The sequence below is a fragment of the Escherichia sp. WS1450 genome (genome assembly GCF_046487395.1).
Taxonomy (GTDB): domain Bacteria; phylum Pseudomonadota; class Gammaproteobacteria; order Enterobacterales; family Enterobacteriaceae; genus Escherichia; species Escherichia coli.
Genome location: NZ_JBJQJO010000021.1, coordinates 15,475 through 29,241, shown reverse-complemented (window position 1 = coordinate 29,241; position 13,767 = coordinate 15,475). Strand labels below are relative to the sequence as shown.

Sequence of the window (13,767 nt, the reverse complement as noted above, 5' to 3'; positions counted from 1 at the left end):
TTCAGGCAATCGGGGTGAATGTGGCGCAGGCGGAAGTGTTGAATCTGGAGTCCGGAGCTAAACAGGTTTTACAAGAAACCTTTGGCTACCAACAGTTTCGCCCCGGCCAGGAAGAAATTATCGACACTGTGCTTTCCGGCCGCGATTGCCTCGTCGTCATGCCCACTGGTGGCGGAAAATCCCTTTGCTATCAAATTCCTGCCTTATTGCTAAACGGCCTTACCGTGGTTGTTTCACCGCTGATTTCGTTGATGAAAGATCAGGTGGATCAACTGCAAGCCAACGGCGTGGCGGCGGCGTGCCTTAACTCGACGCAAACCCGCGAGCAGCAACTTGAAGTGATGACAGGCTGTCGCACCGGGCAAATCCGCCTGCTTTATATCGCGCCGGAACGCCTGATGCTGGATAACTTTCTTGAGCATCTGGCGCACTGGAATCCGGTGTTATTAGCCGTTGATGAAGCGCACTGTATCTCCCAATGGGGCCACGATTTCCGCCCGGAATACGCTGCCCTCGGTCAGCTGCGTCAGCGTTTTCCGACGCTGCCGTTTATGGCGCTGACTGCCACCGCCGACGACACCACACGCCAGGATATTGTCCGCCTGTTGGGGCTGAACGATCCGCTGATTCAAATCAGCAGTTTTGACCGCCCGAACATTCGCTACATGCTGATGGAGAAATTCAAACCGCTCGATCAGTTGATGCGTTATGTACAGGAACAACGCGGTAAGTCGGGGATTATTTACTGTAATAGTCGTGCGAAAGTAGAAGACACAGCTGCGCGTCTGCAAAGCAAGGGAATTAGCGCGGCGGCCTATCATGCCGGGCTGGAAAATAATGTTCGCGCTGATGTGCAGGAGAAATTCCAGCGCGATGACCTGCAAATTGTGGTGGCGACGGTGGCGTTCGGCATGGGCATCAATAAACCAAACGTTCGCTTCGTGGTGCATTTTGATATTCCGCGCAACATTGAATCCTATTATCAGGAAACCGGACGCGCCGGGCGTGATGGCCTGCCCGCGGAAGCGATGCTGTTTTACGATCCGGCGGATATGGCGTGGCTGCGTCGTTGTCTGGAAGAGAAACCGCAGGGGCAGTTACAGGATATCGAACGTCATAAACTCAATGCGATGGGCGCGTTTGCCGAAGCGCAAACTTGCCGTCGTCTGGTGCTGCTGAACTACTTTGGCGAAGGGCGGCAGGAGCCGTGCGGGAACTGCGATATCTGCCTCGATCCGCCGAAACAATACGATGGTTCAACCGATGCTCAGATTGCCCTTTCCACCATTGGTCGTGTGAATCAGCGGTTTGGGATGGGTTATGTGGTGGAAGTGATTCGTGGCGCTAATAACCAGCGTATCCGCGACTATGGTCATGACAAACTGAAAGTCTATGGCATGGGCCGTGATAAAAGCCATGAACATTGGGTGAGCGTGATCCGCCAGCTGATTCACCTCGGCCTGGTGACGCAAAATATTGCCCAGCATTCTGCCCTACAACTGACAGAGGCTGCGCGTCCGGTGCTGCGCGGCGAATCCTCTTTGCAACTTGCCGTGCCGCGTATCGTGGCGCTCAAACCGAAAGCGATGCAGAAATCCTTCGGCGGCAACTACGATCGCAAACTGTTCGCCAAATTACGCAAACTGCGTAAATCGATTGCCGATGAAAGCAATGTCCCGCCGTACGTGGTATTTAACGACGCGACCTTGATTGAGATGGCTGAACAGATGCCGATCACCGCCAGCGAAATGCTCAGCGTTAACGGCGTTGGTATGCGCAAGCTGGAACGCTTTGGCAAACCGTTTATGGCGCTGATTCGTGCGCATGTCGATGGTGACGACGAAGAGTAGTCAGCAGCATAAAAAAGTGCCAGGATGAAGACTCCGTAAACGTTTCCCCCGCGAGTCTAATGTATGTTGATGTTATTCCTCACCGTCGCCATGGTGCACATTGTGGCGCTTATGAGCCCCGGTCCCGATTTCTTTTTTGTCTCTCAGACCGCTGTTAGTCGTTCCCGTAAAGAAGCGATGATGGGCGTGCTGGGCATTACCTGCGGCGTAATGGTTTGGGCTGGGATTGCGTTGCTTGGCCTACATTTGATTATCGAAAAAATGGCCTGGCTGCATACGCTGATTATGGTGGGCGGTGGCCTGTATCTCTGCTGGATGGGTTACCAGATGCTACGTGGTGCACTGAAAAAAGAGGCGGTTTCTGCGCCTGCACCACAGGTTGAGCTGGCAAAAAGCGGGCGCAGTTTCCTGAAAGGCTTACTGACCAATCTCGCCAATCCGAAAGCGATTATCTACTTTGGTTCGGTATTCTCGCTGTTTGTCGGCGATAACGTCGGCACCACTGAGCGCTGGGGCATTTTCGCGTTGATTATTATCGAAACACTGGCGTGGTTTACCGTCGTTGCCAGCCTGTTTGCTTTGCCGCAAATGCGCCGTGGTTATCAGCGTCTGGCGAAGTGGATTGATGGTTTTGCCGGGGCGTTATTTGCCGGATTTGGCATTCATTTGATTATTTCGCGTTGATGCCAGACGCGTCATCAGAGTAAGTCGGATAAGGCGTTTACGCCGCATCCGACATTATTTTTCACGCATGCCTCGCCGATGCTAACAGCGCTCCCACCAGCATAAACAACGAGCCGAAAATCTTATTCAGCGCCTTCATCTGCTTTGGTCCTTTAATCCATAGAGCAATCCGTTGAGCAAGGGTGGCGTAACCGATCATCACAATAATATCGACCACAATAGTGGTGACGCCGAGCACGATATACTGCATCAGTTGTGGTTGCTGCGGCATGATGAATTGCGGAAATAGCGCTGCCAGAAACACAATACTTTTGGGATTGGTAAGATTCACAAACACTGCGCGCTGGAACAAATGTCGGCGCGATTGAGTAGAGGCTAGCGATTTAAGGTCAATTGCACCAGCGGCGCGCCATTGCTGTATTCCCAGCCAAATCAAGTAAGCTGCGCCTGCCCACTTCAACACTTCAAACGCAATCACTGAGCGGGAAAATAGCGTCCCCAACCCCACGCCAACCAGCACAATATGAATCGCCAGTCCGGTCTGAAGCCCAGCAATAGACGCCACCGCGCCGCGATAACCGTGGTTGAGCGAGGTGGTCATGGTGTTGATTGCGCCAGAGCCTGGCGACAGGCTTAAAATGATCGATGTCAGCAGGTAGGCAAACCACCATTCTAAGGTCATGATGAACTCCCGGTGTGTCTATTTTTGTGCCACAATACGCTACTGTCGCAGCGTTGTGTCAGGCACGCTTAAAAAAACGATTTTACGTGGTTTAAGAGGCAGATTACCCGATGTTTCAGCAGCAAAAAGACTGGGAAACAAGAGAAAACGCGTTTGCTGCTTTTACCATGGGACCGCTGACTGATTTCTGGCGTCAGCGTGATGAAGCAGAATTTACTGGTGTGGATGACATTCCGGTGCGCTTTGTCCGTTTTCGCGCACAGCACCATGACCGGGTGGTAGTCATCTGCCCGGGGCGTATTGAGAGCTACGTAAAATATGCGGAACTGGCCTATGACCTGTTCCATTTGGGGTTTGATGTCTTAATCATCGACCATCGCGGGCAGGGACGTTCCGGTCGCCTGTTAGCCGATCCGCATCTCGGGCATGTTAATCGCTTTAATGATTATGTTGATGATCTGGCGGCATTCTGGCAACAGGAGGTTCAGCCCGGTCCGTGGCGTAAACGCTATATACTGGCACATTCAATGGGCGGTGCGATCTCCACATTATTTCTGCAACGCCATCCAGGTGTATGTGACGCCATTGCGCTAACTGCGCCAATGTTTGGGATCGTGATTCGTATGCCGTCATTTATGGCACGGCAGATCCTCAACTGGGCCGAAGCGCATCCACGTTTCCGTGATGGCTATGCAATAGGCACCGGGCGCTGGCGCGCGTTGCCGTTTGCTATCAACGTACTGACCCACAGCAGACAGCGATATCGACGTAACTTACGCTTCTATGCTGATGACCCAACGATTCGCGTCGGTGGGCCGACCTACCATTGGGTACGCGAAAGTATTCTGGCTGGCGAACAGGTGTTAGCCGGTGCGGGTGATGACACCACGCCAACGCTTCTCTTACAAGCTGAAGAGGAACGCGTGGTGGATAACCGCATGCACGACCGTTTTTGTGAACTCCGCACTGCCGCGGGCCATCCTGTCGAAGGAGGACGGCCGTTGGTAATTAAAGGTGCGTACCATGAGATCCTTTTTGAAAAGGACGCAATGCGCTCAGTCGCGCTCCACGCCATCGTTGATTTTTTCAACAGGCATAACTCACCCAGCGGAAACCGCTCTACAGAGGTTTAAATTTCTTATGTACCAGGTTGTTGCGTCTGATTTAGATGGCACGTTACTTTCTCCCGACCATACGTTATCCCCTTACGCCAAAGAAACTCTGAAGCTGCTCACCGCGCGCGGCATCAACTTTGTGTTTGCGACCGGTCGTCACCACGTTGATGTGGGGCAAATTCGCGATAATCTGGAGATTAAGTCTTACATGATTACCTCCAATGGCGCGCGCGTTCACGATCTGGATGGCAATCTGATTTTTGCTCATAACCTGGATCGCGACATTGCCAGCGATCTGTTTGGCGTAGTCAACGACAATCCGGACATCATTACTAACGTTTATCGCGACGACGAATGGTTTATGAATCGCCATCGCCCGGAAGAGATGCGCTTTTTTAAAGAAGCGGTGTTCAAATATGCGCTGTATGAGCCGGGATTACTGGAGCCGGAAGGCGTCAGCAAAGTGTTCTTCACCTGCGATTCCCATGAACAACTTCTGCCGCTGGAGCAGGCGATCAACGCTCGCTGGGGCGATCGCGTCAACGTCAGTTTCTCTACCTTAACCTGTCTGGAAGTGATGGCGGGCGGCGTGTCGAAAGGTCATGCGCTGGAAGCGGTGGCGAAGAAACTGGGCTACAGCCTGCAAGATTGTATTGCGTTTGGTGACGGGATGAACGACGCCGAAATGCTGTCGATGGCGGGGAAAGGCTGCATTATGGGCAGTGCGCACCAGCGTCTGAAAGATCTGCATCCGGAACTGGAAGTGATTGGTACTAACGCCGAGGACGCAGTGCCGCATTATCTGCGTAAGCTCTATTTATCGTAATCGTTCTTTATTTGGTCAGTTGTCAACCTGATACTTCGCTACAATGGATACTCGTTAATCAAAGAGTTTTCCATTGTGGCGCTACTTATCATCACCACGATTCTGTGGGCCTTCTCCTTTAGCTTTTATGGCGAGTACCTTGCGGGGCACGTCGATAGCTATTTTGCAGTGCTGGTGCGCGTTGGCCTGGCGGCACTGGTTTTTCTGCCGTTTCTGCGTACCCGTGGCAATAGCCTGAAAACGGTCGGCCTGTATATGCTGGTAGGCGCGATGCAGCTCGGCGTGATGTATATGCTGAGTTTCCGCGCCTATCTCTACCTGACGGTCTCCGAGCTGCTGCTGTTCACCGTACTGACGCCGCTCTACATCACGTTGATTTATGACATCATGAGTCAGCGCCGTCTGCGCTGGGGCTATGCTTTTAGCGCCTTGTTGGCGGTGATTGGTGCCGGGATTATTCGCTATGATCAGGTCACCGACCACTTCTGGACTGGCCTGCTGCTGGTGCAGCTCTCCAATATCACTTTTGCCATCGGCATGGTGGGTTACAAACGTCTGATGGAAACTCGCCCGATGCCGCAGCATAACGCCTTTGCGTGGTTCTATCTTGGCGCGTTCCTGGTGGCGGTGATTGCATGGTTCTTGCTGGGAAATGCGCAGAAAATGCCGCAAACCACGTTGCAATGGGGCATTCTGGTGTTTCTTGGCGTGGTGGCTTCCGGGATTGGCTACTTTATGTGGAACTACGGCGCGACGCAGGTGGACGCCGGAACGCTGGGCATTATGAATAATATGCACGTTCCGGCAGGGCTGCTGGTAAACCTGGCTATCTGGCACCAACAGCCGCACTGGCCAACGTTTATTACAGGCGCGCTGGTGATCCTGGCCTCACTGTGGGTGCATCGTAAGTGGGTCGCTCCGCGCTCTTCACAAACGGCAGATGATCGCAGGCGTGATTGCGCGCTGAGCGAATAAACGCTTCTGTAATCGGCTGACGCTGCTCGCCATCGCGCACGGCGGCGTACAGTCGGCTCCACAAGCCTTCGCCCAGGGTTTTGGTCACCACCAGACCCTGGCGTTCAAAACTCTCCACCACCCAATGCGGTAGTGCGGCAATACCCATCCGCGCGGCAACCATCTGAATCAACAATAAGGTGTTATCGACGCTTTTCAGTGACGGGCTGACGCCTGCTGGCTGAAGAAAATGCCGCCAGACATCCAGTCGACTACGCTGCACCGGATAAATCAACAGCGTCTCGCTGGCGAGATCTTCCGGTGTAATACGCGTTTTCGCCGCCAGCGGATGGTCAGGTGCCAACACCAGACGCACTTCATAATCGAACATCGGCGAATAATGCAGGCCACTGCGCGGCAGAATATCTGACGTCATCACCAGATCCAGCTCGCCCTGTTGCAACGCAGGCTGCGGGTCAAACGTCACGCCCGATTTAAAGTCCATCTCGACCTGCGGCCAGTTCTTATGGAAATTTTCTAACGCGGGCGTCAGCCACTGAATACAGCTATGGCACTCGATGGCAATGCGCAGACGCGTCTGCTGCGGTTCATTGCAGGCTTGCAGTGCCTGGCTGATTTGCGGCAGCACCTGATTTGCCAGTTGCAACAGGATTTCTCCCTGCGGTGTAAAGCGAAGCGGCTGGCTCTTACGCACAAATAGCCGGAAGCCAAGGCGTTGTTCCAGATCGCTAAACTGGTGAGACAGGGCGGATTGCGTCTGATGCAACGTCGCCGCAGCGGCTGCGAGCGAGCCGCAGTTCCGCAACGCTTGTAGCGTTTTCAGATGTTTTACTTCGATCATGAAAGTCCTTCACTTCGGCATGAATAATTTGCGCTTGAGGAATATACAGTAACCGCCAATTATGGATGTGTAAACATCTGGACGGCTAAAATCCTTCGTCTTTTAAATTTATGGTGCGTTGGCTGCGTTTCTTCACCCCGGTCACTTACTTCAGTAAGCTCCCGGGGATGAATAAACTTGCCGCCTTCCCTAAATTCAAAATCCATAGGATTTACATATAATTAGAGGAAGAAAAATGACAATATTGAATCACACCCTCGGTTTCCCTCGCGTTGGCCTGCGTCGCGAGCTGAAAAAAGCGCAAGAAAGTTATTGGGCGGGGAACTCCACGCGTGAAGAACTGCTGGCGGTTGGGCGTGAATTACGTGCCCGTCACTGGGATCAACAAAAGCAGGCGGGTATCGACCTGCTGCCGGTGGGCGATTTTGCCTGGTACGATCATGTACTGACCACCAGTCTGCTGCTGGGTAATGTTCCGCTACGTCATCAGAACAAAGATGGTTCGGTAGATATCGACACCCTGTTCCGTATTGGTCGTGGACGTGCGCCGACTGGTGAACCTGCGGCGGCAGCGGAAATGACCAAATGGTTTAACACCAACTATCACTACATGGTGCCGGAGTTCGTTAAAGGCCAACAGTTCAAACTGACCTGGACGCAGCTGCTGGAGGAAGTGGACGAGGCGCTGGCGCTGGGCCACAAGGTGAAACCTGTGCTGCTGGGGCCGGTTACCTACCTGTGGCTGGGTAAAGTGAAAGGTGAACAGTTTGATCGCCTGAGCCTGCTGAACGACATTCTTCCGATTTATCAGCAAGTGCTGGCAGAACTGGCAAAACGCGGTATTGAGTGGGTACAGATCGACGAACCAGCGCTGGTACTGGAACTACCGCAGGCGTGGCTGGACGCATACAAACCCGCTTACGACGCGCTCCAGGGACAGGTGAAACTGCTGCTGACCACCTATTTTGAAGGCGTAACGCCAAATCTCGACACGATTACTGCGCTGCCTGTTCAGGGTCTGCATGTCGATCTTGTACATGGTAAAGATGACGTTGCTGAACTGCACAAGCGTCTGCCTTCTGACTGGCTGCTGTCTGCGGGTCTGATCAATGGTCGTAACGTCTGGCGCGCCGATCTTACCGAGAAGTATGCGCAAATTAAGGACATTGTCGGCAAACGCGATTTGTGGGTGGCATCTTCCTGCTCACTGCTGCACAGCCCCATCGACCTGAGCGTGGAAACGCGTCTTGATGCAGAAGTGAAAAGCTGGTTTGCCTTCGCCCTGCAAAAATGTCATGAACTGGCACTGCTGCGCGATGCGCTGAACAGTGGTGACACGGCTGCTCTGGCAGAGTGGAGCGCTCCGATTCAGGCGCGTCGTCACTCAACCCGCGTACATAATCCGGCAGTAGAAAAGCGTCTGGCGGCGATCACCGCTCAGGACAGTCAGCGTGCGAATGTCTATGAAGTGCGTGCTGAAGCCCAGCGTGCGCGTTTTAAACTGCCCGCGTGGCCGACCACCACGATTGGTTCCTTCCCGCAAACCACGGAAATTCGTACCCTGCGTCTGGATTTCAAAAAGGGTAATCTCGACGCCAACAACTACCGCACGGGCATTGCGGAACATATCAAGCAGGCCATTGTTGAGCAGGAACGTTTAGGTCTGGATGTGCTGGTGCATGGCGAGGCCGAGCGTAATGACATGGTGGAATACTTTGGCGAGCATCTCGACGGTTTTGTCTTTACGCAAAACGGTTGGGTACAGAGCTACGGTTCCCGCTGCGTGAAGCCGCCGATTGTCATTGGTGACGTTAGCCGCCCGGCACCGATTACCATTGAGTGGGCGAAGTATGCGCAATCGCTGACTGACAAACCGGTGAAAGGGATGCTGACCGGCCCGGTGACCATTCTCTGCTGGTCGTTCCCGCGTGAAGATGTCAGCCGTGAAACCATCGCCAAACAAATTGCGCTGGCGCTGCGTGATGAAGTGGCGGACCTGGAAGCCGCAGGAATTGGCATCATCCAGATTGATGAACCGGCGCTGCGCGAAGGTTTACCGCTGCGTCGCAGCGACTGGGATGCCTATCTCCAGTGGGGCGTGGAGGCTTTCCGTATCAACGCCGCCGTGGCGAAAGATGACACACAAATCCACACTCACATGTGTTACTGCGAGTTCAACGACATCATGGATTCGATTGCGGCGCTGGACGCAGACGTCATCACCATCGAAACCTCGCGTTCCGACATGGAGTTGCTGGAGTCGTTCGAAGAGTTTGATTATCCAAATGAAATCGGTCCTGGCGTCTATGACATTCACTCGCCAAACGTACCGAGCGTGGAATGGATTGAAGCCCTGCTGAAGAAAGCGGCAAAACGCATTCCGGCAGAGCGTCTGTGGGTAAACCCGGACTGTGGCCTGAAAACGCGCGGCTGGCCAGAAACCCGCGCGGCACTGGCGAACATGGTGCAGGCGGCGCAGAATTTGCGACGGGGGTAAAATCCAAACCGGGTGGTAATACCACCCGGTCTTTTCTCATTACAGCGACTTCTTCCCACCATACTGCTTAAACCACTCCAGCATTCGCTGCCAACCATCTTTCGCAGATTCGGCATGATAGCTCGGGCGATAATCGGCGTTGAATGCATGCCCGGCATCCGGGTAGACGATAATCTCTGCTTTCGCATTAGCAGCCCGCAGCGCCTGGCGCATGTTTTCAACGCTCTCCTGCGGAATGCTGTTATCCTGACCACCATATAAGCCGAGAACCGGCGCGTTAAGATCGGTTGCGATATCAACAGGTTGTTTCGGTGAATTCAGCGACTTGTCGCCCGTCAGTTTGCCGTACCACGCCACTGCGGCTTTTAGCTGTGGATTATGCGCGGCATACAGCCAGGTGATACGTCCACCCCAGCAGAATCCGGTGATCATTAAACGATGAACATCGCCGCCGTTGCGGGAAGCCCAACTGGCGACATGATCGAGATCGGCCAGCACCTGCGAGTCAGGCACTTTTGCTACCAGACCGCTAAGCAACGTGGGGATATCGGCAAAATCATTCGGATCGCCTTCGCGGAAGTAAAGTTCAGGTGCGATAGCCAGATACCCCTCCAGCGCCAGACGGCGACAAATGTCGCGGATATGTTCATGCACGCCAAAAATTTCCTGCACTACAATGACCACTGGCAGTGGGCCATCGCTCTGCTTTGGTCTGGCATGGTAAGCAGGCATGTTATCCCCTTGTGAGGGGATAGAGGTGAAGCCCGCCGCAATCGCGTCGTCCGGGGTCTGAACGATGGTTGAAGCGAGAGGCGATGCAGCAGGTGCAAATCCAGATTGTTGTGTTGTTGCCATGGTATTCTCCGTACCCTTATAAAAATGTTGCGCAATGTTAACTATAGTCAGCATGCAACAAATCACATTGCCTGAATCGGCTCATCTTTTATGCAGTCCTGCAGAATGAAGAGTGATTTATGTGATTTGCATCACTTTTGGCGGGTAAATTTATGCAACGCATTTTCGTCATGGTGATGGGTATCACGAAAAAATGTTAAACCCTTCGGTAAAGTGTCTTTTTGCTTCTTCTGACTAAACCGATTCACAGAGGAGTTGTATATGTCCAAGTCTGATGTTTTTCATCTCGGCCTCACTAAAAACGATTTACAAGGGGCTACGCTTGCCATCGTCCCTGGCGACCCGGATCGTGTGGAAAAGATCGCCGCGCTGATGGATAAGCCGGTTAAGCTGGCATCTCACCGCGAATTCACCACCTGGCGTGCAGAGCTGGATGGTAAACCTGTTATCGTCTGCTCTACCGGTATCGGCGGCCCGTCTACCTCTATTGCTGTTGAAGAGCTGGCACAGCTGGGCATTCGCACCTTCCTGCGTATCGGTACAACGGGCGCTATTCAGCCGCATATTAATGTTGGCGATGTTCTGGTTACCACGGCGTCTGTTCGTCTGGATGGCGCGAGCTTGCACTTCGCACCGCTGGAATTCCCGGCTGTCGCTGATTTCGAATGTACGACTGCGCTGGTTGAAGCGGCGAAATCCATTGGCGCGACGACTCACGTTGGCGTGACGGCTTCTTCTGATACCTTCTACCCAGGCCAGGAACGTTACGATACTTACTCTGGTCGCGTAGTTCGTCACTTTAAAGGTTCTATGGAAGAGTGGCAGGCGATGGGCGTAATGAACTATGAAATGGAATCTGCAACCCTGCTGACCATGTGTGCAAGTCAGGGCCTGCGTGCGGGTATGGTGGCGGGCGTTATCGTTAACCGCACCCAGCAAGAGATCCCGAATGCTGAGACGATGAAACAAACTGAAAGCCAAGCGGTGAAAATCGTGGTGGAAGCGGCGCGTCGTCTGCTGTAATCCTCTTCTCCTGTCTGAAGGCCGACGCGTTCGGCCTTTTGTATTTTTGCGTAGCGCCTCGCAGGAAATGCCTTTCCAACTGGACGTTTGTACAGCACAATTCTATTTTGTGCGGGTAAGTTGTTGCGTCAGGAGGCGTTGTGGATTTCTCAATCATGGTTTACGCAGTTATTGCGTTGGTGGGTGTGGCAATTGGCTGGCTGTTTGCCAGTTATCAACATGCGCAGCAAAAAGCCGAGCAATTAGCTGAACGTGAAGAGATGGTCGCGGAGTTAAGCGCGGCAAAACAACAAATTACCCAAAGCGAGCACTGGCGCGCTGAGTGCGAGTTACTCAATAACGAAGTGCGCAGCCTGCAAAGTATTAACACCTCTCTGGAGGCCGATCTGCGTGAAGTAACCACGCGGATGGAAGCCGCACAGCAACATGCTGACGATAAAATTCGCCAGATGATTAACAGCGAGCAGCGCCTCAGTGAGCAGTTTGAAAACCTCGCCAACCGTATTTTTGAGCACAGCAATCGCCGGGTTGATGAGCAAAACCGTCAGAGTCTGAACAGCCTGTTGTCGCCGCTACGTGAACAACTGGACGGTTTCCGCCGTCAGGTTCAGGACAGCTTTGGTAAAGAAGCACAAGAACGCCATACCCTGACCCACGAAATTCGCAATCTCCAGCAGCTCAACGCGCAAATGGCCCAGGAAGCGATCAACCTGACGCGCGCGCTGAAAGGCGACAATAAAACCCAGGGCAACTGGGGCGAGGTAGTATTGACGCGGGTGCTGGAGGCTTCCGGTCTGCGTGAAGGGTATGAATATGAAACCCAGGTCAGCATCGAAAATGACGCCCGCTCGCGGATGCAGCCGGATGTCATCGTGCGGTTGCCGCAGGGAAAAGATGTGGTGATCGACGCCAAAATGACGCTGGTCGCCTATGAACGCTATTTCAACGCCGAAGATGACTACACCCGCGAAAGCGCGCTACAGGAACATATCGCGTCGGTGCGTAACCATATCCGTTTGCTGGGACGCAAAGATTATCAACAGCTGCCGGGGCTGCGAACCCTGGATTACGTGCTGATGTTTATTCCCGTTGAACCCGCTTTTTTACTGGCGCTTGACCGCCAGCCGGAGCTGATCACCGAAGCGTTGAAAAACAATATCATGCTGGTTAGCCCGACCACGCTGCTGGTGGCGCTGCGCACTATCGCCAACCTCTGGCGCTATGAGCATCAAAGTCGTAACGCCCAGAAAATAGCCGATCGCGCCAGCAAGCTGTACGACAAGATACGTTTGTTCGTTGATGACATGTCAGCGATTGGTCAAAGTCTCGACAAAGCGCAGGATAACTATCGCCAGGCAATGAAAAAACTCTCTTCAGGTCGCGGAAATGTGCTGGCGCAGGCAGAAGCGTTTCGCGGTTTAGGGGTAGAAATTAAACGCGAGATTAATACGGATTTGGCTGAACAAGCGGTGAGCCAGGATGAAGAGTATCGACTGCGGTCGGTTCCGGAGCAGCCGAATGATGAAGCTTATCAACGCGATGATGAATATAATCAGCAGTCGCGCTAGCCCATTGGGGGTAGTTAAGCCGGGTAGAAATCTAGGGCATCGACGCCCAATCTGTTACACTTCTGGAACAATTTTTTGATGAGCAGGCATTGAGATGGTGGATAAGTCACAAGAAACGACGCACTTTGGTTTTCAGACCGTCGCGAAGGAACAAAAAGCGGATATGGTCGCCCACGTTTTCCATTCCGTGGCATCAAAATACGATGTCATGAATGATTTGATGTCATTCGGTATTCATCGTTTGTGGAAGCGATTCACGATTGATTGCAGCGGCGTACGCCGTGGGCAGACCGTGCTGGATCTGGCTGGTGGCACCGGCGACCTGACAGCGAAATTCTCCCGCCTGGTCGGAGAAACTGGCAAAGTGGTCCTTGCTGATATCAATGAATCCATGCTCAAAATGGGGCGCGAGAAGCTGCGTAATATCGGTGTGATTGGCAACGTTGAGTATGTTCAGGCGAACGCTGAGGCGCTGCCGTTCCCGGATAACACCTTTGATTGCATCACCATTTCGTTTGGTCTGCGTAACGTCACCGACAAAGATAAAGCACTGCGTTCAATGTATCGCGTGCTGAAACCCGGCGGCCGCCTGCTGGTGCTTGAGTTCTCGAAGCCAATTATCGAGCCGCTGAGCAAAGCCTATGATGCATACTCCTTCCATGTGCTGCCGCGTATTGGCTCACTGGTCGCGAACGACGCCGACAGCTACCGTTATCTGGCAGAATCCATCCGTATGCATCCCGATCAGGATACTCTGAAAGCCATGATGCAGGATGCCGGATTCGAAAGTGTCGACTACTACAATCTGACGGCAGGGGTTGTGGCGTTGCATCGTGGTTATAAGTTCTGAC

General features: G+C 53.2%; 12 protein-coding genes. 9 read left to right on the top strand and 3 right to left on the bottom strand.

Annotated features, from left to right (window positions below):
* Positions 1–20 precede the first annotated feature (20 nt).
* On the top strand, positions 21–1,850 hold the full coding sequence (gene recQ, locus ACJHYR_RS20370; protein WP_000035581.1) for an ATP-dependent DNA helicase RecQ: 1,830 nt from the start codon (positions 21–23) through the stop codon (positions 1,848–1,850).
* 63 nt (positions 1,851–1,913) lie between these two features.
* Positions 1,914–2,534, top strand: coding sequence for a threonine export protein RhtC (rhtC, locus tag ACJHYR_RS20365; protein ID WP_000928828.1), 621 nt, complete (start codon positions 1,914–1,916; stop codon positions 2,532–2,534).
* Positions 2,535–2,595: 61 nt separating this feature from the next.
* On the opposite strand, the gene rhtB is transcribed toward rhtC, so the two are convergent.
* A complete protein-coding gene (rhtB, locus tag ACJHYR_RS20360; protein WP_000171710.1) occupies positions 2,596–3,216 on the bottom strand; it encodes a homoserine/homoserine lactone efflux protein in 621 nt (206 codons plus the stop codon).
* A 110-nt stretch (positions 3,217–3,326) separates the two neighbouring features.
* On the opposite strand from rhtB, the gene pldB reads away from it, so the two are divergent.
* The 3 genes from pldB (at position 3,327) to bioP (ending at position 6,132) form a co-directional block, all read left to right on the top strand.
* Positions 3,327–4,349, top strand: a complete 1,023-nt coding sequence (gene pldB / locus ACJHYR_RS20355) for a lysophospholipase L2 (RefSeq protein ID WP_000487664.1) — start codon at positions 3,327–3,329, stop codon at positions 4,347–4,349.
* A 7-nt stretch (positions 4,350–4,356) separates the two neighbouring features.
* Positions 4,357–5,157 (top strand): sugar/pyridoxal phosphate phosphatase YigL, encoded by an 801-nt coding sequence (yigL, locus tag ACJHYR_RS20350; RefSeq protein WP_000285355.1) that lies wholly within the window; start codon positions 4,357–4,359, stop codon positions 5,155–5,157.
* Between the two features lie 75 nt (positions 5,158–5,232).
* Positions 5,233–6,132, top strand: a complete 900-nt coding sequence (gene bioP, locus ACJHYR_RS20345) for a biotin transporter (RefSeq protein ID WP_001196244.1) — start codon at positions 5,233–5,235, stop codon at positions 6,130–6,132.
* Here the strand turns inward: bioP and metR are convergent.
* Positions 6,020–6,973 (bottom strand): HTH-type transcriptional regulator MetR, encoded by a 954-nt coding sequence (gene metR / locus ACJHYR_RS20340; protein WP_000573618.1) that lies wholly within the window; start codon positions 6,971–6,973, stop codon positions 6,020–6,022. The two genes, bioP and metR, sit on opposite strands and share 113 nt — an antisense overlap.
* A gap of 235 nt (positions 6,974–7,208) precedes the next feature.
* On the opposite strand from metR, the gene metE reads away from it, so the two are divergent.
* Positions 7,209–9,470 (top strand): 5-methyltetrahydropteroyltriglutamate--homocysteine S-methyltransferase, encoded by a 2,262-nt coding sequence (gene metE, locus ACJHYR_RS20335; RefSeq protein ID WP_001586488.1) that lies wholly within the window; start codon positions 7,209–7,211, stop codon positions 9,468–9,470.
* A gap of 39 nt (positions 9,471–9,509) precedes the next feature.
* Here metE and ACJHYR_RS20330 read toward each other — a convergent pair whose 3' ends face one another.
* Positions 9,510–10,325 (bottom strand): dienelactone hydrolase family protein, encoded by an 816-nt coding sequence (locus ACJHYR_RS20330; protein WP_014639362.1) that lies wholly within the window; start codon positions 10,323–10,325, stop codon positions 9,510–9,512.
* 261 nt (positions 10,326–10,586) lie between these two features.
* Between ACJHYR_RS20330 and udp the strand changes: the two genes are divergently transcribed.
* From udp to ubiE, 3 genes are all read left to right on the top strand, one after another.
* On the top strand, positions 10,587–11,348 hold the full coding sequence (udp, locus tag ACJHYR_RS20325; RefSeq protein ID WP_000045180.1) for a uridine phosphorylase: 762 nt from the start codon (positions 10,587–10,589) through the stop codon (positions 11,346–11,348).
* A gap of 140 nt (positions 11,349–11,488) precedes the next feature.
* Positions 11,489–12,916: a DNA recombination protein RmuC gene (rmuC, locus tag ACJHYR_RS20320; protein ID WP_077248699.1), complete on the top strand. Its 1,428-nt coding sequence runs from the start codon at positions 11,489–11,491 to the stop codon at positions 12,914–12,916.
* Positions 12,917–13,010: 94 nt separating this feature from the next.
* Complete coding sequence (ubiE, locus tag ACJHYR_RS20315) at positions 13,011–13,766, top strand: bifunctional demethylmenaquinone methyltransferase/2-methoxy-6-polyprenyl-1,4-benzoquinol methylase UbiE (protein ID WP_000227958.1); 756 nt, start codon at positions 13,011–13,013, stop codon at positions 13,764–13,766.
* The last annotated feature ends 1 nt before the right edge of the window (position 13,767 follow it).